General features: G+C 67.3%; 22 protein-coding genes. 17 read left to right on the forward strand and 5 right to left on the reverse strand.

The genetic code is table 11. From position 1 onward, the window contains the following. Positions 1–3 precede the first annotated feature (3 nt). The 5 genes from C5C17_RS02430 to C5C17_RS02450 all read left to right on the forward strand — a co-directional run bounded on the left by C5C17_RS02430 (position 4) and on the right by C5C17_RS02450 (position 4,276). The gene (locus C5C17_RS02430) at positions 4–1,047 is read left to right on the forward strand and encodes a hypothetical protein (protein ID WP_104251801.1); all 1,044 of its coding nucleotides are present in this window, start codon (positions 4–6) and stop codon (positions 1,045–1,047) included. A gap of 11 nt (positions 1,048–1,058) precedes the next feature. Next, positions 1,059–1,490 (forward strand): phage holin family protein, encoded by a 432-nt coding sequence (locus C5C17_RS02435; RefSeq protein WP_104251802.1) that lies wholly within the window; start codon positions 1,059–1,061, stop codon positions 1,488–1,490. Next, the gene (locus C5C17_RS02440) at positions 1,487–2,134 is read left to right on the forward strand and encodes a DUF3618 domain-containing protein (protein WP_104251803.1); all 648 of its coding nucleotides are present in this window, start codon (positions 1,487–1,489) and stop codon (positions 2,132–2,134) included. The genes C5C17_RS02435 and C5C17_RS02440 overlap by 4 nt, the downstream gene beginning before the upstream one ends. Before the next feature lie 132 nt (positions 2,135–2,266). Then, positions 2,267–3,409 carry a YihY/virulence factor BrkB family protein gene (locus C5C17_RS02445; RefSeq protein WP_104251804.1) on the forward strand — a complete coding sequence of 381 codons (1,143 nt, stop codon included), beginning with the start codon at positions 2,267–2,269 and terminating at the stop codon, positions 3,407–3,409. A gap of 78 nt (positions 3,410–3,487) precedes the next feature. Then, the gene (locus C5C17_RS02450) at positions 3,488–4,276 is read left to right on the forward strand and encodes a hypothetical protein (protein WP_104251805.1); all 789 of its coding nucleotides are present in this window, start codon (positions 3,488–3,490) and stop codon (positions 4,274–4,276) included. Position 4,277: 1 nt separating this feature from the next. Here the strand turns inward: C5C17_RS02450 and C5C17_RS02455 are convergent, their stop codons facing one another. Both C5C17_RS02455 and C5C17_RS02460 read right to left on the reverse strand, forming a co-directional pair. Next, positions 4,278–4,622 (reverse strand): hypothetical protein, encoded by a 345-nt coding sequence (locus C5C17_RS02455; protein WP_104251806.1) that lies wholly within the window; start codon positions 4,620–4,622, stop codon positions 4,278–4,280. A gap of 193 nt (positions 4,623–4,815) precedes the next feature. Beyond that, positions 4,816–5,412: a hypothetical protein gene (locus tag C5C17_RS02460; protein ID WP_104251807.1), complete on the reverse strand. Its 597-nt coding sequence runs from the start codon at positions 5,410–5,412 to the stop codon at positions 4,816–4,818. Between the two features lie 373 nt (positions 5,413–5,785). On the opposite strand from C5C17_RS02460, the gene C5C17_RS02465 reads away from it, so the two are divergent. The 7 genes from C5C17_RS02465 to C5C17_RS02495 all read left to right on the forward strand — a co-directional run bounded on the left by C5C17_RS02465 (position 5,786) and on the right by C5C17_RS02495 (position 11,643). Further along, a complete protein-coding gene (locus C5C17_RS02465; protein WP_104251808.1) occupies positions 5,786–6,214 on the forward strand; it encodes a hypothetical protein in 429 nt (142 codons plus the stop codon). A 37-nt stretch (positions 6,215–6,251) separates the two neighbouring features. Then, positions 6,252–6,860, forward strand: a complete 609-nt coding sequence (locus tag C5C17_RS02470) for a hypothetical protein (RefSeq protein WP_104251809.1) — start codon at positions 6,252–6,254, stop codon at positions 6,858–6,860. After that, on the forward strand, positions 6,857–7,459 hold the full coding sequence (locus C5C17_RS18870) for a helix-turn-helix transcriptional regulator (RefSeq protein WP_104251810.1): 603 nt from the start codon (positions 6,857–6,859) through the stop codon (positions 7,457–7,459). The genes C5C17_RS02470 and C5C17_RS18870 overlap by 4 nt, the downstream gene beginning before the upstream one ends. A gap of 7 nt (positions 7,460–7,466) precedes the next feature. Continuing rightward, positions 7,467–8,333: an endo alpha-1,4 polygalactosaminidase gene (locus C5C17_RS02480; protein WP_104251884.1), complete on the forward strand. Its 867-nt coding sequence runs from the start codon at positions 7,467–7,469 to the stop codon at positions 8,331–8,333. Between the two features lie 327 nt (positions 8,334–8,660). After that, positions 8,661–9,569, forward strand: coding sequence for a hypothetical protein (locus C5C17_RS02485; protein WP_104251811.1), 909 nt, complete (start codon positions 8,661–8,663; stop codon positions 9,567–9,569). 143 nt (positions 9,570–9,712) lie between these two features. Then, positions 9,713–10,633, forward strand: a complete 921-nt coding sequence (locus C5C17_RS02490) for a helix-turn-helix transcriptional regulator (protein WP_104251812.1) — start codon at positions 9,713–9,715, stop codon at positions 10,631–10,633. A gap of 197 nt (positions 10,634–10,830) precedes the next feature. Continuing rightward, positions 10,831–11,643, forward strand: coding sequence for a hypothetical protein (locus C5C17_RS02495; protein WP_104251813.1), 813 nt, complete (start codon positions 10,831–10,833; stop codon positions 11,641–11,643). Between the two features lie 181 nt (positions 11,644–11,824). Here the strand turns inward: C5C17_RS02495 and C5C17_RS02500 are convergent, their stop codons facing one another. Next, a complete protein-coding gene (locus tag C5C17_RS02500; RefSeq protein WP_104251814.1) occupies positions 11,825–12,475 on the reverse strand; it encodes a LuxR C-terminal-related transcriptional regulator in 651 nt (216 codons plus the stop codon). 68 nt (positions 12,476–12,543) lie between these two features. Between C5C17_RS02500 and C5C17_RS02505 the strand changes: the two genes are divergently transcribed. The 3 genes from C5C17_RS02505 (at position 12,544) to C5C17_RS02515 (ending at position 14,738) form a co-directional block, all read left to right on the forward strand. Then, the gene (locus C5C17_RS02505) at positions 12,544–13,164 is read left to right on the forward strand and encodes a response regulator transcription factor (RefSeq protein WP_104251815.1); all 621 of its coding nucleotides are present in this window, start codon (positions 12,544–12,546) and stop codon (positions 13,162–13,164) included. 273 nt (positions 13,165–13,437) lie between these two features. Beyond that, entirely contained in the window at positions 13,438–14,079 is a 642-nt protein-coding gene (locus C5C17_RS02510; protein WP_104251816.1) for a hypothetical protein, read from the forward strand. 131 nt (positions 14,080–14,210) lie between these two features. Then, entirely contained in the window at positions 14,211–14,738 is a 528-nt protein-coding gene (locus C5C17_RS02515) for a hypothetical protein (RefSeq protein ID WP_104251817.1), read from the forward strand. Between the two features lie 190 nt (positions 14,739–14,928). Here C5C17_RS02515 and C5C17_RS02520 read toward each other — a convergent pair whose 3' ends face one another. Beyond that, a complete protein-coding gene (locus C5C17_RS02520; protein ID WP_104251818.1) occupies positions 14,929–16,038 on the reverse strand; it encodes an LCP family protein in 1,110 nt (369 codons plus the stop codon). 313 nt (positions 16,039–16,351) lie between these two features. Between C5C17_RS02520 and C5C17_RS02525 the strand changes: the two genes are divergently transcribed. Both C5C17_RS02525 and C5C17_RS02530 read left to right on the forward strand, forming a co-directional pair. After that, positions 16,352–17,965, forward strand: coding sequence for a sugar transferase (locus tag C5C17_RS02525; protein WP_258065836.1), 1,614 nt, complete (start codon positions 16,352–16,354; stop codon positions 17,963–17,965). A 113-nt stretch (positions 17,966–18,078) separates the two neighbouring features. Continuing rightward, complete coding sequence (locus C5C17_RS02530) at positions 18,079–18,423, forward strand: PqqD family protein (RefSeq protein ID WP_104251819.1); 345 nt, start codon at positions 18,079–18,081, stop codon at positions 18,421–18,423. Positions 18,424–18,450: 27 nt separating this feature from the next. Here the strand turns inward: C5C17_RS02530 and C5C17_RS02535 are convergent, their stop codons facing one another. Then, positions 18,451–19,440 (reverse strand): nucleotidyltransferase family protein, encoded by a 990-nt coding sequence (locus C5C17_RS02535; protein WP_104251820.1) that lies wholly within the window; start codon positions 19,438–19,440, stop codon positions 18,451–18,453. Positions 19,441–19,548 lie beyond the last annotated feature (108 nt).

Genomic DNA, 19,548 nt, shown 5'->3' on the forward strand with positions numbered 1-19,548 from the left:
ACCATGTCCAACAACACCCCATTCTCCGTTCCGGACACGCCCCGTCACGGGGGTGCCCTCCCGCCCGACGGCTCCCCGCAGGTGCACGAGGACGGCACCGTCTTCGAGCCGGGCGTCACGGAAGATGTGACGTTCTCGCCCACCGGCACCGGCACCGGCACCGGTCGGGCCTCTGACGGCGGTGACTCTCGCACCGGCGCCGCGAAGGAACAGGCGTCGCAGCTCAAGGACACCGCGACCGACGAAGCGAAGAACGTCACCGCCAACGCCAAGGAAGAAGCTCGCAACGTGGCCGGCACTGCCAAGGAGGAGGCACGCAACGTAGCCGGCACCGCGAAGGAGGAGGCCCGCAATGTGGCCGGCGAGGCGAAGAACCAGCTCGCATCCCTCTACTCCGAGTCGATGCACCAGCTGAACTCGCAGGCCACGCAGCAGCAGGAGCGGGCCGCGACCGGGCTCAAGTCGCTGAGCGGCGAGTTCCGCAACATGGTCAGCAACTCGGAGGGCGACGGTCTCGCCACGGAACTCGTGCGTCGCGCCGCGGACACCACCGGGGCGGTCGGCGCCTGGCTCGGCGACCGCAACCCGAGCGGTGTGCTCGACGATGTCCGCTCGTTCGCGCGTCGCAAGCCGCTCGCCTTCATCGCGATCGCCGCCGTCACGGGTCTCGTGGCTGGTCGCCTCACCCGTTCCATGGCGGAGGCCGCGAAGGACGAGAAGGCGGATGAGCTCGGCCGGTCGCTCTCGGGGACGTCCGGTTCGCGGTCCAGCGGAACGGGCGCAGCCGATTCGCCAGCAGCCTCGAGCGCTGGCGCTGGCGGCCAGTCCGAGTCCTCGGGCGGTTCCGCCCGGCAGGGCACCACGTCCTACGGCGCGGGCACCTACGACGAGGGCATCGCGAATGATGTTCCCGTCGCTCCGCCGGTGCCGCGGCCTTTCGCCGACGAGCGTCCGCTCGAGAACCCGGTCGGCGACCCGCTCGACGACCCGCTGGGTGAGCCGCGTCGCGAGGGTGACGGCTTCCCGAACCGCGGAACCGGAATCTGAGGGGGCCCGCCATGACCAGCGAGTACCCGGCACCGCCGCCGCAGCATCCGCCGCAGAACCCCGCAGACGTGTCGCTCGGCGACATGCTCGGACGCGTCAGCACCGACATCTCGACGCTCATGCGCCAGGAGGTGGCGCTCGCGAAGGCCGAGCTCACCGAGACGGCGAAGAAGACCGGCAAGGGCGCAGGCCTCCTCGGCGGCGCGGGCTACGCCGGCATCATGGCGCTGCTGTTCCTGTCGATCGCCGCCTGGTGGGGCCTCGGCTACCTGATCGGCAACGCATGGTCGGCGGTCGTCGTGGCCGTCGTCTACGCCATCGTCGCGGCGATCCTCTTCGCCGTGGGCCGCAGCAAGCTCAAGGACGTCGAAGGCGCCCCGCAGGCGGTCGCCACCATCAAAGAGATCCCAGACACGCTCAACCCGAACGGAGATCACCGATGAGCACTGACCCAGACCAGATCCGCGCCGACATCGAGCGCACCCGCAGCACCCTCGGCTCCGACGTGGACGCGCTGGCCGACAAGGTGACGCCGTCCAGCATCGTCGATCGACAGACGGAGAAGGTGAAGGACAAGCTCGGTTCGGTGCGGGACTCCATCATGGGGGCCCGGGACGACGCCGTCGACTCGGCTCGCGACGCCGCCTCATCCACCGGCGACGGTGTCGCTGAGGTGAAGCGCCAAGCCGTGCGCACGGCGACGGGCAACCCGCTTGCGGTCGGGCTCATCGCCTTCGGCGTCGGCGCGCTGGTCGCGTCGCTCATGCCGGCGAGCGAACCCGAGAAGGAGGCGACCGGCAAGGTGAAGGATGCTGCCGAGCCGCTCGTCGACGAGGTGAAGGGCGCGGCTCAGGACCTCGCCCAGGAGCTGAAGGAGCCGGCGGCGGATGCGGTCGGCAGTGTCCGCGAGACCGCGATGGATGCGGCCGAGCACGTCAAGACCGATGCGCAGTCTGCGACCGACACGGTGAAGAGCGACGCGCAGTCCGCCGCGGACAGTGTGAAGTCCGACGCCACGTCGTCCGCCGAGAACGTCAGGGGTTCCGCGCAGGAGGCCCGCGACAACGTGCAGGGCGCTGGCTCCTGATGCGCTGACCCCCACAACCAGCCGAGGACCTCCTCGGCGCCGAACTGGCAGCGGGCCGCGCATCCACCCCCGATCGATGCGTGGCCCGCTGTCATTCCATCAGCATTCTCAGCAGAGCAGAGGTACACGGAGATGGCCACGTCGAACCCGTCCGCAGCATCCACCAACGAGAAGCAGGGCGCGCCCGACCCGGATGACGCGCGGAAGCCGGACTCGCCGACCGACATCAAGAAGCGGTCGTGGAAGTACGTCTTCACGAAGACGATCCGCGAGTTCTCGTCCGACCAGTGCACCGACATCGCGGCGTCGCTCACCTACTACTTCGTGCTGGCACTGTTTCCGGCGCTCATCGCCGTGTTCTCGCTGCTCGGTGTCATCGGTCAGGGCCAGTCGGCGGCGGATGCGATCCTGGGCATTGTCGACGAGGCGGCTCCAGGTGGCGCGTCCGACGTGATCCGTGGCCCCATCGAGCAGTTCGCGTCGTCACCGGCGGCTGGGTTCGCGCTCGTGTCCGGTCTCCTCGTCGCGATCTGGTCGGCGTCCGGCTACGTGGGGGCGTTCAGTCGCGGCATGAACCGCATCTACGAGATCGAGGAGGGGCGGCCGTTCTGGAAGCTGAAGCCGCAGCAGCTGCTCGTGACGCTCATCGCGATCGTGCTCATCGCGATCGCCGGCGTGATCCTGGTCATCTCAGGCCCGGTCACCGAAGCAATCGGCGGCGCGCTCGGCTTGGGCGAGACCGTCACGACCATCTGGTCGATCGCGAAGTGGCCCGTGCTGGCGTTCGTGATCGTCCTCGTGGTCGCCGTGCTCTACTACGCGACCCCCAACGCGAAGCAGCCGAAGTTCCGGTGGATGAGCATGGGCGCGTTCCTCGCGATCCTCGTGCTGGCGATCGCCACGGTCGGATTCGGGTTCTACGTCGCGAACTTCTCCAACTACGACAAGACGTACGGGTCGCTCGCGGGCGTCATCATCTTCCTGCTCTGGATCTGGATCGCCAACAACGCGCTGCTGTTCGGCGCCGAGTTCGATGCCGAACTCGAGCGCGGCCGCCAGCTGCAGGCGGGCATCGCGGCCGAACGCGAGCTGCAGCTGCCCCCGCGTGACACAAAGCGCAGCGACAAAGCCGCAGACAAGGAGGAGCAGGATGTCGCCGAAGGGCGACGGATCCGCCTGCAGCACGGCGACGAGCGCGCTGAGGGAGCGGGTGAGCGGACAGGGCGATCGAGACATCGGGATGATGCTGGTGACGACGACACGAGAGGCCGGTAGTCTCGGAGAAGGTGCCCCCCCGTGCCCTCGAGCTGCGTTCGTCGCTCGCTCCCCGCCTCAGACCAGGAGGAAGCTCCCGTGTCCCACCACGCCCCGTCCGAGCTGCCCAGCCGTCGTCGTCTGCTGTCCGCCACCGCGTGGAGTGCGCCCGTCGTCGTGGCGGCCGCGGCCGCTCCTGCGGCGGTGGCATCGGCGGCGCTCACGGGCAGGGTCCTCTTCGATACGACGAGCGCTGGCCGCTACGTGCGAGCCGCCGGGGCGACGGCCACATCGGCGAGCGGCACGGCGAACGTCGTCCTGACGGGCGGCGGCGGTGCAGCGTGCGCCAGTCGCCTGCTCGTCTCGTTTTCGTCGCAACTCGTGCCGGGCACGGGATACGAGCTCATCACGGCGAGCAATCTGACGGCTCGCGCGGTGAACGGATCGGGTTATCTGCAGCTGCAGCAGTATCTCCGCTCGGACGCCGCACAGGCGCCCGGGGTGCGAGGGCAGACCTTGACCGTCACGTTCGCGCGTCCGGTGCGCAACCTGAGTTTCGGCCTCGGCGGCTTCACGAGCGGCAATGGCGTGGGGGCCACCGGCATCCTCTTCACGGATGCGGCCTACCTGACCAGTGCGAGCACGTTCACGTCGGGCGCGCGGGGAGCGGACGTGCTCGGGGATGGCACCTCAGCGGCTCCTTGGTATGCGCGGCGCTTCAACGTCACGGATGTGCCGGTCACTGACGCCGACACCGTCACGAACATCCGGTCCGCCGGCCCGGTGTCGAGCTTCACTCTCCAGTACTACTCGCTTACGGCGAGGGCCTCGACGACTGACTTCCAGGGCCTCTTCCTCAGCAGCATGAGCTTCAGCGCCGCTTGCTGAGCTACTGCTCGATGCGGTTGATGAAGTCGCGAAGGTTGCTGACGACGGTCTCGAGGTCGGTGCCGGTGGCCTGCGCCAGCTGACCGGCGAGCCAGCCCTGGTTCAGCAGGGCGGCGCCGAGGATGTGGCTGTCCTCGATGCTCTCGTCGAGTTCGGTTGCCGGGGCTCCGAACGGCTCGAGGGCGAGTTGGAAGGCCAGCTCCTTGGTGACGGCGTCCGACGTGGCATGCTGCGCGATGATGGCGTCCAGCTGCACATGCATAGCGCGCACGGCTTGCTCCGGCACCTGAAGGCTCGAGCTGTGGTCGGTGATCGCACCGGCGGCGGAGTCGGGATCGTGGTCCATCTCGGTGCCTTTCGTCGCATGTCGGGGGCGAGCGTTCCTGGGGTGGGAGCCGCACGTCCTTGCGGTCGGCCCGCCCTTGCACATCGCCGTCTTCGCACGCGAGGGGAACAAGCACGGCGAGCAGCCGGCTTGCGAGCCGTATCCGACCGAATTCACCCGGTTCTTCACCACGTTCCGGTTCATGCGCGCACCGTCAGCCGACGGTGATGGGCCCCCGCGTGAAGGCGACCTCACGGCCATCCGCGGCGATCGACCGCCGCGCCCAGATGCGCGCTCTTCCGACGTTCTCGACCGACCGGAATTTGAGCTGGTTGTCCAGATTCGTCTGGGGTGCTGTCGCGGTGATCGGGCGCTGGTATCGGGTCACGTACACGGAGCATTCGACCCCGTCGATCCGAGTCGAACCCGAGCGCACCGGGGTCGACCATGCGCCGGAGTTGCCGCTCACGGGCTCCCAGGTGACGTTCGCATCCGAATAGAAGGTGATGCTCGCGGCGTCCAGCTTCGTGCGCGGGCTCGTGCCGGTCACCCAGAGCCCGCGGTCAGGGGGCGTGCCGCTGCCGTCGATGGTGAGGTGGTTGACCGTGATGCGGCGGGGCCGGATGCCCTGCGTCAGCTCTGTGGTCTGAGTGGTCGTGACCGCGACCCACCCCTGGAGTCCCTTCTCGAGCTCCTGCGACGCCGCCGCGAGAGGGGCGGCGACGGCGACTGCGATGACGGGCGTCGACCAGGCAACCGCTTTGAGGATCGCCCGGCGCTGAAGATCGGGGGAGGGCGTGGTTGATGACATGGGGAAGCTCCTGTGTGTAGGCGTACTGGTCGTCGGGGAGGGATGCGCTGCCGGGGATCGGGAGACCGTTGCGCGGGATCAGCCGGCGGCGAGCAAATGAACGACGTTCACCACCATATGCTTGCAACTACAATGAATGCAAATGCATGTAGTTTGGGGCTGGCGGCCTCAGGAAAACCGCGCCCGGGTCGGGATACTCTCGTCGGCCTTGCGCTGACTGGTCCCCCTCGCCCCAGGACGCGAGCCCACCGGCGAGGTTCTGAGGCCGGAGCGCAGGCCTCCCGACCCGGATCGACGCGAATTTCACGAGACGAGGTCCGCCCTAACGCACACAGCACCCATCCGTCTGCCGACGACGACCGACGCGGCGGGCGTGCCCCAACGACTGCACCGGCGGCCCGTCGCGCCGGCACCCATCGAGCTGATCGTCGCCGCCCAGGCACGAGGCGACTGGGATTCGGTCACGCAGCTTCTCGAGCAGCACCGGTCTTCGTTGCTTCGGACCTCGCGGGACGGGATGCGCGAGGTGGTGAACGCGCTGCCGGATGCGGTGCTGGAAGCCAAGTCGCGGTGGGCCACCGTGCGGCAGTACCTGAACTTCGCCCCGGACGACGGGCGGGTGCGCCCAGCGCGGTTCGATTTCGAGGCGGCGCAGCCGAACGATGCGGGCGAGCTCATCGACGACCTGGCGCAGTACACCGGGCGGACGGGCATGAGCGATTTCACGGGCGCTTCCGGGCGGCGGCGGCGATCGCAGCAACCGCCATCGAGGCGGTCAAGCAGGCGTCGCCGGCCGAGGTGAGGACTCTGCGCCCCCTCCTGCCGGGGCTGCGCATTCGGTGGCGATCAGTCTCCTCTTCGCGGGCGACGTCCGCGAAGCGCTCGTCGCGTTCGAGTCTGCCTACGCAGACGCTGTCGCGTTCGACAGAGACCGGATGGCGACCGCGGCGGCCGGGTCGATCGCGCTCATGCACAGTCTCACGGGGGACTTCGTCGCGGCACGCTCCTGGCTCAGGCGCCAGCCCGCCTCGCTGCGCGGTGAACTCGGGGGAAGCGGTGATTTCGAGGGCGGGTCTGGCGACGCTGCGACGTTCATGGGTGTGCTCGCGGCCGCGAACCTCGCGATTGATGAGCTGAACGTCGAGCAAGCGCGGGCGTGGCTTGCGAAGGATCCCGGCGATGAGGTCGCCCCCGAGCAGTGGGCGCTGCGCCTGGGCGTCGCTTCGCGCCTGGAGGTCCTGAGCGGGGGCCCGCTCGCGCAATCGCTGCGGAACCGTGCCGCGGTGCGCGCCGCCCCGCCCACCTCGCCGAGGGTGGGCTGTACGGGTGGGCGCTCCGCTTCTCCGACGTCGGCATCCGCATCGCGTTGCGCGATGTGCGCGGAGCCAGTGATGCGATCGCGGCTCTCGACGCCAGCGACAGCGAGCTCCACCGTCAAGCGGTATTGATCGCTCGCATCTGGAGGCTGGTCCGGGTCGGCGAACACGTGCGGGCCGTCGCCGTGATGGAGTCCGTGCCCGCCGAACAGCGCAGCCTGCGGGTCGGCATCGAGCTGCTGGCGGCCGCCACGATCATCCATCTCAGCGCCGGCGCTATGGCGAGGGCCGCAGAACTGTTCCGCACCCTCACGACGATGATCGCCGAACAGGGATTCAACGGGGTGCTGATGCGCTTCAGCGAGGAAGACTACGAAGCCCTGTGCGCGAGCAGCGGCGTGCGGCTGGAGGTTCGCCAGGCGAGGCGGGCGCTGGGCGGCGAGCTCCACACGACCGCGCAGGCCGCAGTGTCGGACATCAGGCTCACCGAGCGTGAACGCGTCGTGCTCCGTCACCTGCTCCAGTCAAGGAAGCTCAACGACATCGCCGCCATCGAGCACGTGTCACCCAACACCATCAAATCGCAGCTGCGGACCCTCTTCAAGAAGCTCGGCGTCTCCTCCCGCGACGACGCCATCGAGGTGGGGCGACGCAACCCGGGGCTGTGGCCCGACGTGAGACTGAGAGTTTCGGCTCAAGGCGGGCGTCGTGGTATCGAGCGTGACGCATGATGTGGGCATGCGATTCCTGCGCGTGCTTGCCCTCATCGTCGCCGTATCCGTTGGCCTGACTGGATGCGCGTACAACGACGACCTGCCCGGTCGCGAGGCAGGACCGGTGTCAGAGAGCGGCGTTGAGCTTCCGCCCACTAGCGGCGCCTTCGACTACCAGCTGGGGGAGCCCTACGAGGTTGACGGCAGCCTCGATGCCGTAGCGCTCGACTCGAGCCAGACACCACCGGAAGGCGTGTACGGGATCTGCTATGTGAACGGGTTCCAGACGCAACCAGGGGAGTCGGCCGAGTGGCTCTCGAAGCGAGGAGACCTGCTGCTGCGCGACGCTTCGGGCGCTCCGGTCGTCGACCCCGACTGGCCTGACGAGTACATCCTCGACCCCTCGACCAGCGAGCAGCGGGAGGGGATCCTCGCGGTCCTGGAACCGTTCATCCGCGGATGCGCCGCCGCCGGATTCGACGCCGTCGAGATCGACAACCTCGACACGTTCACGCGCTTCGACGGAGCGGCCGAGGTTAGGGGAGCATCGATCGATGAGAGCGGAGCGCTGGCCCTCGCTGCACGCTACGTCGAGATCGCACACCATGCGGGTCTTGCGATCGGGCAGAAGAACGCTGCCGAGCTCGCCGACCGAGGTCGCGAGGAACTCGGTTTCGACTTCGCGGTCGCAGAGGAGTGCGGTGCCTTCGACGAGTGCGCGATCTACACCGCGGCCTACGGGCCGCAGGTGCTGCAGATCGAGTACACCGACAACCTGCCGGGCGGCGCGGAAGCGGTCTGCTCGGACCCGCAGCGCGCTCCGCTCACCGTCATCCGCGATCGGGATCTCGTTGCCGCTGGGGCTCCCGGGCATTTCCGGCAGCAGTGCTGAGCGAACGCGTCTCGCTGTCCGGGTTATTCTGCTGAATTTTTCTCCGGGCGAGTGGTGCAGACCTGTCGAAATGTGGTGCGCGAGCCGAAAACCTTTCGGGAGACTTTCATCGGCCTGATCTGGGGTTTATTTCGGGTCATCACCGCTTCACCAGGTATCTATCTAGCTGAACTACTCATATTTGTCCGGGACGGACTAGGGTAATTGGACTCCCACCAGGTAAGGCCGCACCAGCGTCCTCACCCCTCGCGATGACGCAGCCGGTCTCGGATGCTTCGTCGCGCCCGAAAGCTGGTTCGTTCGCGGGAACGATCCGAAACGGACAGCATGAACGACGATCTTCGTCCCGAGACCGCCACCAACACCAGCCGCCGCAACGTCCTCACCGCCGCAGCATGGTCGGCACCCGTCATCGCCGTCGCCGCGGCGACCCCCTTCGCTGCAGCCTCGCGCTGCTCGGCCCAGAACGTCTCGCTCAACTGGCTCAACACCAGCGCATCGGGGCCGATCCCCGCTGAGAACACCAACGCCACGATCACCCGCAACTTCGTGTTCACCCAGACCGCGCAAACATCGCCGGTGCTCCCGAACCTCAACGTCTCGGTGACCCACAGCTTCAACGGCAACGCGCGCTCCGCGAACGTCACCACCTCCGGAACCGTGCAGGTGCTGGCACAGAACGCGACACGCACCACCCCGGGCGGAAACGGCATCGGCAACGTCGGCGGCACGGGCCAGCCCGGCTACACGGTCTCGCAGCGCATCACGGCGAACGCGGCGACCCCGGGAGTCGGCGCTGTCACGGCGAACGACTACCAGGACGTCACCATCAACTTCAACGAGGACGTCTCGAACGTGCGATTCGCTGTCGCGGACATCGACCGCACCTGGAACGCGACGACTCGTGACTTCGCCGACGGTGTCACCGTGGTCGCGACCACCTCGGCGGGCGTGAACGTCCCCGTCGTGCGCAACCCCGCACAGCCGAACGCCACGATCGTCGGGGCAGGCACCGCAACGGACCCGTACTACCGCAACGTCGACGGCAACATCTCCGAGGCGACCGCGGGTGGCAACCTCTCCGTCATCGCCGCGGGCCCGCTGCGCACCATCCGCATCCGCTACCGCAACCGCGGCTACCTGCTCACGCCCACCACGACGTCGAGCAACACCGACAACAACCAGACCATCTTCATCACCGGTCTGACCGTCGACCGCGGCGCTCGCCTCTGCTGAGCACCTTCGTCCGCTCCATCCGCTCTGTCTGATGCTCCGGCACAGGCAGAGCGGATGAGCCCGCCCTGTGATGCCCGGGATGCGCTCGTTCGCACGTCCGTCCGGGCCAAGGTCCCTCGACCGAGAGTTCTCAGCGTAAATTCATGACCAAGCAGCAGTTCGAACGCATCCGCGGTGTGTGGTTGAACACCGACCAGCCGGCTCCGTTCGCGCACGCCGCGGCCCAGACTGGCGTGCGATTCTCGAATGCCACAGTGCCAACGCGCATCAGCGTCAGCGCGCTCCGCGGCAGGGACTTCATCTCGATCTGGCTCGAGTGCTCCCCCGTGGAAGCGACCATCCTTCGCGATGTCCCGGAGCGGCAAGCGCGGACCGTGTTCGTGTTCGTCAACAGCGGGCAGGTTCGCCTCGACGTCGGCCACATGAGCCGGACGTTGCAGAAAGGGCACGTGGCGGCACTGAGGCCCGGTGTCGAGCCCATCAGCTTCACAGCGCTCGGTGATCAGAGCGACGTGCTCGTGTTCAGCATCAAGAGCATGCTGGGGCTGACGATGCGACGAGCTGATGAGGCTGCGATCCAGGTGCTGCCGGAGCCTTCGCTCAATGCCTTCGCGTTCGGTGCGTGCTTCGGCCTGGCCCAGGCTGTTCCGCCGAGGACCCGGCAAGCGGAACGAGAACTCGATGACGCAGCTGGCGCGGTCGCTCGTTCGCTCCTCAAGCAGTGGGTGGTGTCGCGGGAGGGGCAAGCGGACCTCTACCGGGCGGCAGTGCGCTTCATCCGTGTGCACGCCATCGACCAAGCACTGACACCTCGGCAGGTGGCGACCGAGTTCGGGGTCTCAGAGCGCAAGCTGCAGGCGCTGTTCCAGCAGGCGGATGAGACCATCGTCAGGGTCATCCGACGAAGCCGCGCTGAATTCGCCAGCATCCTGCTCGATGACGACCCGGGCCACGACGCGGCCGTCGTAGCGGCGAGGTCCGGCTTCACCTCGGCGAAGCTCATGCGTGCCGCACTTCACGAGCACGCGGGCGGCGAGGTCGACGTGCGCCGAGCCGTCGCGTGAGATCAGCGCGGCCGTCGATGTCGCCGCGTCGAGGCTGAGCGACCAGTCGGTTTGCGTATTTCGACGGCTATTTCCGCACCCGACCTCCTCCGCTCACGAGCGGAACCTAGTGTGCTCATGCACCCGGGCAGACCGGGTGCCTCCCCCCATCTCGTGGACTGCTGCGTTGACGCGCGTCCCACAATGAACGGATTTCTATGCCCGAGCGCTTTGAGCTCACCCCCGCCTCCGAATCCATCAACCGTCGCGGTGTCATGAAGGGCGCCGCGTGGAGCGTGCCCGTCATGGCCGTCGCGGTCGCGACTCCAGCGGCATCCGCGTCCGCCTGCGCGCAGACCTACGCAGGAACCGTGCGCTTCGCGGCCGTCGATGCAGCGCCCGTGAACTACACGCGCGGCACGGGTGCGAACGCAACCCTCGCCGGTGCGGCCAGCGTCGCACTGCCAGCCGTCAACGGCTTCACGACGGGAGCGGTGAACGTCACCTTCAGCAGCAGCTCGCTGACGAGCGCAGCCACCGGCGGCACCTACGCCCGCGACACGCGGAACTTCGCCGCCGATTCGACCGTCGCTCCCGGCAAGTTCGCCATCGTCCAGACGGTGACCGGCGCGAGCGTCGCGACGCAGAACCCGGTGCGCGGACAGACGGTCGACATCGCGTTCTCGCGACCCGTGACGGGGCTGTCCTTCAGGCTCGAAGGGATCACCGCGGGCACCACGTACAACGACGCGGTGACGCTCACCACGGTCACCGGTGCTGCGCTTGCTGCGACAGCCTCCTCCGTCGGCGCCCAGGTCGCCGGCAACGGAACCGCCGCGAACCCGTGGCGCTCGAACGCCGAGAATGCGAACCAGGGCACCATCACGGCAGCCAACTCGCTCGTCGTGACGATTCCGGGAACCATCTCCTCGCTCCGCCTCCGCTACAACTCGTGGGGCGGGACGACGACCACCGCCCAGGCGCAGGGCGTGTTCCTCGGCAACATGACGTTCACCACGCGCTGCAGCTGACGATCTCGCGCGACAGCTCGACACTACCGAGCACGACCGAGAGCGTCATGGTCGACGAGAGCCTCTGATCTCAGATCAGAGGCTCTCGTCGTGTTGCGGCGCATCGCGCTGCATCGCGCTGCATCGCGCTGCATCGCGCTGCATCGCGCTGCAGCGTCCATCCGATGCCGTGTCATCTGACCTAGATCCAATGGCGATCGCGGAGTGCCGTCAGAAGTGCGGCTCGATTGTGCACAGATTGCCCGCCTACCTTCTTGCGCACGTTGGCGATATGCGTGCGGATCGTGTGAGGGCTGATGTCGAGGGAACCGGCGATGTCCGAGATCGTCAGATCTGGATCGGCGGCGATGCGCTCGATGATCTGGTACTCCCTGCTCGTCAAGCCGTCGCGGGCATCATCGAGTGCCATGGCCCATCGGTTCACGCGACTGGTCTGGGCGGAATCGAGTCGCACGAAGGCCGACATGATGGCATTCACGATCAGCTCATCGGGCGTCTCGATATCGATGACCAGGTGAGCTCCGGCGAGCAGGGCGCTGCGCGCCGACTCGAGCTCCTGCGTGGTGCTGTAGAACACGACGCGGCTTCCCTGCGCGTTGAGCTGCTGGATCGTTCGAGGGATCTTCCTCGCGGGCAGGCTGCCGGAGCTCATGACGACAACAGCAAAGACATTGCCGGGGTCGCGAAGCTCGTCAGGCGTGACGACCGAGATGTCCACTCCGGGTGCGCTGGCCGAGGCCTTCCGCAGGAGCACGGCGAGCGCATCTGATTCGAGTGCGTCTCTTCCGCACACGGCCAGCCCGCGGCGACGCGTGCTCTCGTTCTCCTGCACGTTTCACTCCGCTCGCCCGGCTGGCCCACTGAGGCCATACTCTAGCGAGGACGCGACTGGAGGTGCGGATGCCCATCGAAGTTGACCTCGTGGACGACACCCCGTTCCTGCCGGGGGCGCTGAGGGCGCGCGCGGAGGTGCTGCAGGACCGCTTCCACGTGAAGGTGCACGCCCGCACATGGCTCGACTACGATCTCGACGCGGCCATGAGCGCTGACGTGGTGATCTTCAAGGCGGAGCTGCGAGATCATGTGCCAGCCGGCCTCAAGGTACGCGCGCTCAGGCGCCTGGGGGTTGCAGCGGTCGTCCTCCTGGCAGGGGAGAGCGAACCGCATCGCCTGCAGCTGGCCGGGGAGGGCGCCACGGCCGTGCTCAGCCGAGCGAGCGGCTATGCCACGCTCGAAGACGAGCTGCTCCGTCTGGAGGCGGACGGTGCGCGAGCGGTCGCCGACGACATCGACCCTCCTCTTCTGACGGACCGTGAGCTGCAGATAGCGTGCATCTTCGCCAGTCGAGCAGCGCCCTCGGCTCGCCACATCGGGGAGCTGCTGGATCTCAGCGGTGAGACGATTCGTGCCCACCTGCAGCGCGCGCGAGGCAAGCTCCAACGCTCGGGGCACGCGGTCGGCACCCGGAACTCCCTGCGCCTGGCTCTCTACGACGCGGGGCTCCTCTTCCCAGAGTCGTAGGCCAGGGCCTGTCTCTGGGGCACCGTCTTGGATGCTCGGCGGTGAAGAACTCTGGCCACTAACGCGATGTAACTAGCTTGTTTGGGTTAATTGCTCTCATGCTGAAAGTCCGCCGCATAGTCTCGGACCAATCGAGCGTCGCCCTCGCAGTGCGAAGGCAGGCACGAGCCCAGACCGCCGGAATTCTCTCCGGACGCGGTCGAGATCCCCCACCCTCTGTCGAGTGCGCCCTCGTGGCGCGCTTCACTGTCGCGCGCAAATTGGAGCACCACAATGACCGAGCAGACCCCCCAGCCCCAGTCCCTCAACCGCCGCAGCCTCATCAAGGCCGCAGCATGGACCGCCCCCGCCGTCGGCGTCGCCATCGCCACGCCGCTGGCCGCCGCCTCCATCAACAACGCCAGCATCGACTGGAGCGCGAGCCAGACGGACCTGCTCAGCCTCCGCGTCCTCGACTCCCAGACGGTGATCACCGCGCAAGCACTCATCACCGTGCCAACGCAGGTCTCCTTCATCAACGGTCCTGGCGCGATCTCGGCCCAGTCCGCGGTCGTCACGATCACGGTCGGGCGCCCCACGGGCATCAACCTCACGCTCGGCCGCGCTCGCGGCTTCGGCGTCTACTCCTACAACGGCGTCGTCACGACTCCCGCACAGCGCTCCGCGGTCTACCAGACCGCGGCGGGCATCCCATTCGGCTTCCCGCTCACGACCTGGAGCGGCACCCAGTCGATCACCGTCGCATCGAACGGAACGCTCAACATCCCCGTCGTCTTCGGCCTGGCCGGCGTGAACTCCGGTGTCGGCGTGAGCGCACTCGCCACCTTCCCCGTCGCGATCACGATCGTCGCAGGCGGTCGCACGTTCAACGATGCGACGAATATCTCGGTGCCGGTCGGCGCCGGGGTCCTCTAACCCCTCGATCGACAGCCGCGGGTGCTCACCCGCGGTCATGATGGCCTGCGCCTGGTCCCGAACCAGGCGCAGGCCATCTGCACATGCTCCGCCGAAATGCTCCTCTCATCTCGCCCGAGAAAGCCCTCCTCATGAGCACTCCTGCCGCCTCCCGACCACGACGTCCACACAGCGAAGTCGACTCCGGTCGTCGAGCGATCCTCCGCGGCAGCGCCTGGGCTGTTCCCGCCATCGCGGTGGCCGTCGCCGCCCCGCACGCGGCGGCCTCGACCGCCGAAAACCTCGGCGCATACTCGCTCACCGGCACATGCGGTGTCCTGGGTCTCGTCGGGCCTGGATTCCTCCTTCGGGCCTCCTCGACCTCATCCCTGCCGGCCGACACCACCGTCACCGTCATCGGCAGCGGCATCGCGAACATCGGGTTCTTCAGTGTCACCGGCGGGACAGCCCGCGTCGCCGTGCTCAGCGGCACGTCGAGGCAGATCACTCTCACGGCACCGCTGGCAGCAGACGCGACGCTCGCGATCCGGACAACGCTCTCCATCAGCGACGCCTTCACCCTCAACGCCGTGACGGCGCTGCCGACAGGGTACGTCGCAACCGGCGCCAAGTCCGCAGGCTCCGTGTCGTCGACGCGCATCCTCTGCAGCGGGACCTGACCGCGCGACGCGTCGCGGAAGAGCGCCTCGACGCATCCGTCGGATCCGACGGATGCGTCGAGGCGCTCTTCGCTCTGCCGGCTTTCCGCAGCCGCACCCACCCGAGTAGGTCGTCGTCAGCCCGTCTCAGAAGCTGAAACGGGCTGAGAGCGACCCAGCTGGGGGAGCGGGGTGGATGAGAGGTGTGCGCCTAGCGGCCCGTCGGCTGGTACTCGCTGACGGTGTCGGCGGCGAGGTGCTTCTTCAGATCCGCGATGCTCACCGTGTCGAGGAAGACGACCGACTGGTCGCCGACCATGCCGGTGCCGTTCGTGGGCAGCGTGAAGCTGCGGACGCTGCTGCCGCGGATGTCCCGCATCGAGATGCCCAGGTCGATCATCGTCTGGAGCGTGAAGGAGTCGTCGACACCGATATAGGGCGAGAACTTCGTGATGATCTCCTGCACCTTGCCGGGATTCGTCAGGGTCTCCGTGGTCAGCATCTTGTCGAGGACGGCCTTGACCCAGGCCTGCTGGTTGCGCACGCGCTGGTAGTCGCCGTCCGCGAAGGCGTACCGTTCGCGCACGAAGGCGAGAGCTTCCTCGCCATTCAACGTGATCGGGCCAGCTGCGAACTGGTGCCCAGCCTTGTGGGACGAGGTGAACGCAACGTCGTTGTTGATCGTCACGCCGCCGAGCGCATCCGTGATGCCCGCGAAGCCGTCGAAGTCGACCACCGCGACGTGGTTGATGCGCTGTCCGAGCAAGCCCTCGACGGTCTGCACGACCAGGGGAACGCCGCCGAACGCGAGGGCGGCGTTGATCTTCGCCTCGCCGTGACCGGGGATCGCGAGCCAGCTGTCGCGCATGATCGACATGACCTGCACGTCGCTGCGGTCTGCCGGGATGTGCACGAGCATCATCGTGTCGGAGCGGCTGCCGAGGTCGGTCATGATCGACGGGCTGCCGGGCGCGCGCGAGTCGCTGCCGAGCAGCAGGATGTTCACGGGGGCTCCAGCCTCGGTCTCGATCTGCGCTGGTCGGCCGGCTTCGTCTGGGAAGACGTCCTCGATCTTCTCGATGCCATCCCAGGTGCTCTTCACGTTCCACCAGATGATGCCAGCCGTCGCGATGGCGACGACGAGGACGCCCACGAGCGTCCACAGCAGGATCTTCGGGCCGCGCCGCTTCTTCCTCCCGTCTTCGCGGGAACCTCGGCGAGTGCCGTCGGAGCCACCCGCGGCGTCGTGCTCGAAGAGATCTGAGAGGGCATCGTCGTCGCTTCGAGGGCGCGACGAAGATTGGCCTGGGGTCTGCTCCATGCAGGCGAGTATGACACGGGGCGTGTTTCGGTCGCGATTCGCGCCGTCGGTGGTTGTCGGCCGACCGTTTACGTCCTGAAGCACACCGAACATGTTTCGGGCAGGAAAACACGCCCTCGATGCGGAAAAAAGACCGGGGTAACCCTTTCGTTATGCATGAACGTTGGGATAGTCTCAGCTGGCACCCAGGATCTCTATGACGAGCCACAGGCCCGTACAGAGAGCGGCCCGTGGCCGCGGAGACCCGAGCGCATAGCCGTAGCCCCCGAGCGGTGTGCGCACCAAGAAGTACTCATCTCTTATTGGAGCACACGTGACGCCACCTTCCTCAGGCCCAGCGACCGCGCAGATCCCGGTCGTGACGGCCGACGATCTCCGCGACAGCAGGTCAGTGCCCTCGGTCGAGCCGCACTTCGCGCAGGATACGGCGGAACCGAACGCGCGCCTTCAGCGCAGCAACAAGCGGCGAGCGAATTGGCGTCAGGGCTACGCCCGGCTTCTCGTCCTCACCGATCTCGCCGTTCTCGCCGTGGTCATGATGGCTGCTCAGCTCCTCTGGCTGGGCGGCGGCAACGCGGCGGTCCCGTCGGGCGCCAACGCGTTCATCAGCAACGAGGTCTCCTACTGGCTGGTCTCGGGCGTCATCGTCGCAGGATGGGCATGGATGCTCTCGCTCTTCGACACCCGCGACTACCGCATCCTCGGGTCCGGCTTCGAGGAGTACCGCGGCGTCTTCAACGCATCGCTGATGCTCGCGGGAATCGTCTCGATCTTCGCCTACCTCACCGCGTTCGAATTGGCCCGCGGCTACGTGCTCATCGCCTTCCCTGTCGGAACAGTCGCGCTTCTGCTCTCGCGCTGGATCGGACGCCAGTGGCTCGTGCGCCAGCGCAAGGGCGGCAACCTGCAGGCTCGCGTGCTGCTCGTGGGATCGCGCTACTCGGTCCTCGATCTCAACCGCGACCTCTCGCGTCGAGAGGCCGCCGGCTACAACGTCGTCGGTGCCTGCCTCATCGACGGCAAGAGCGGCGAGCTCGACCCCAACTCGCCCGACTTCCTGCCCGGCACCGACGTGCCGATCGGCGGCAATCCCGAAGATCTCGCCGGCTCCCTCGACGCCATCGGCGCCGACACGGTCGTTATCGCGGGCAACGACGTCACGTCGACGCAGTGGCTGCGCGAAGTGGGCTGGGACCTCGACCCCGACCGTCATTTCCTCATCGTCGCGCCTGGTCTGCTCGATGTGGGTGGACCGCGTATCGTCACGCGCCCGGTCGCCGGACTCCCGCTTCTCCACGTCGACTCGCCGAAGTTCACGCGCATGGGTCTCCTGCTCAAGCGAGCCTTCGATGTGCTCGTGTCGGGCCTGCTCATCCTCGTCCTGTCTCCGCTGCTCGTCGGCACGGCGATCGCGGTCGCGGCTACTTCGCCCGGCGGCGTGTTCTTCAAGCAGGAGCGTGTCGGCTACAGCGGCAACCGCTTCACGATGTGGAAGTTCCGCAGCATGCGCGCAGACGCGGAAGAGGTTCTGAAGAAGCTGCAGAGCGAACGACGCGACGCTGGCAACGACATCCTGTTCAAGATGAAGGACGACCCTCGCATCACCAAGGTCGGCAAGTTCATCCGCCGCTACTCGATCGACGAGCTCCCGCAGCTCTTCAACGTCTTCGGTGGCTCCATGTCGCTCGTCGGCCCTCGTCCGCCGCTGGACCGCGAGGTCAGGCAGTACGAGGACCACGTCCACCGTCGCTTCATGGTCAAGCCGGGTATCACGGGCCTCTGGCAGGTCAGCGGACGATCCAACCTCACGTGGGAGGAGACGGTTCGCCTCGATCTCTACTACGTCGAGAACTGGTCCATGGCAGGCGATTTCGTCATCCTCTTCCGCACGGCTCGCGCGGTCGTGGCAAGTGAAGGCGCCTACTAAACGGCACAAGCGATGCGAAGCGGCGGCACCCCTTTTCCCTGGGCGTGCCGCCGCTTTCTTGCGAGTGCAGGTTCGGGGCGCCCTGCCCGTCCGCTGAACAGTAGGCTTGCAGGATGGACCAGGGTACCGACGATGAGCGTCGTGAAGACGAGGAGCTCCTCGAAGCTGTTGTCGCACCCGTGGCTGCGGTAGCAGCGGTGCGGGACGACGAGACCGGAGAGCTGAAGGTACTGGCGCTCGACGACCGAGAGTGCAAGCCCCTGGTCTTGAGCGGCACGGCTTCAGTGATCTGGGATGAGCTCGACGGGGTCCGCTCGTTGCGGACCATCGTGGCCGATCTCGCGGCCGACTACGAGCTGGACGAGCAGGTCATCGGCGACCAAGTGGTCGCATTCGTGACGCAGCTCCTGTCAGCGCGCCTTCTGCAGACGCGCGATTCTGCCGGCGCATCCGCGTAGCCACGAACCGTCAGGCAGAGACAGACCTCAGCGCTCGTCGAAGGCCTGAAGGTCACGCCTGGCCTGCACGAGTCCGTGCATGCCACGGCTCACTCGACGCCACCAGGCTTGGCGGAGGGTGATCACGCCGTTGCGCAGGTCCGGGTCGATCGCTTCGAGATCCGCACGGGCGGGGAAGAACGCTCGCGCGGCGATGCTCGGCTTCTCGAGCAGGGGAGCCCGCTGGAGCTTCAGCATCCATCCCGTCATGGCGTGCTCGGCCTTGGCGTTGAGGCGCCAGAGCCTGAGGGCTTCGCTCGCGGTGGAGTTCGGGACGAGCGGCACGTCGTGGCCGAGATCGATGAGGAAGCGTCTCGCGGTCTGCGTGGAGTCGGTCCCGACCGCGTCCTGGAGGATCTGCTCGGTGAGCGATGCGGAGATCCGGCTGTCGGAGACGAACTCCGAATCAGCGCCTTCCATCGTCTTCAGCGCTTCGACGAGCTCGGCGTACTCCGTCATCTGCCGGGAATCCACTGATACCTGACCCTCCTCGCGCAGGGAGTGAAGTGCGAGGACCAGTGCGCTTCCGGCGAGATCTGGCGCCTCGATGGGGTGCCCCGCCACTTGGACCTGGATGCGATGCAGCCACAGTCGATCGAAGGCGACCCTGGGGTCGCCGAGGAAGCCTGGCCAGTAGTGGTGCACGTCGATGTCGTTGGGCCATGACTCGTGGATGAGCGTGCGTGAGTGCTGCTCGAGGAGCTTCGGGAAGTCCGGCCAAGGGCGCGGGGTCCACCCGTACTCGCCGAGCGCCGCTATGAGGTCCTTCGCGCGGTCCGGCTCGACGACGATGTCGACGTCGGTCGAGTGCCTGCGGGTGCGGAGGCCCAGATCGGCGGAGATGGGGCCCTTGATGACGAGCATGCGGATGCCGTGCTGCCGGGCCACGTGCTGCGCCAGGGCCGTCGACAGTGCAACTCCATCGCTCACGGAGAACGCGATGGTCCCGGCGTCCGGAGACGCGTCAGCTGCTGTCACTGCGGTCCTTACATGTGATCGGCGAGCCTGGAGGACCCGCCAGGGCGAGCATATCGAGGTCTGGGGCCGGATGTGCGTGCGTGTGGCTTGTTCTTCGTGGTTCCTCTA

Source organism: Pseudoclavibacter sp. RFBA6 (assembly GCF_002931575.1).
Taxonomy (GTDB): Bacteria; Actinomycetota; Actinomycetes; order Actinomycetales; family Microbacteriaceae; genus Pseudoclavibacter; species Pseudoclavibacter terrae.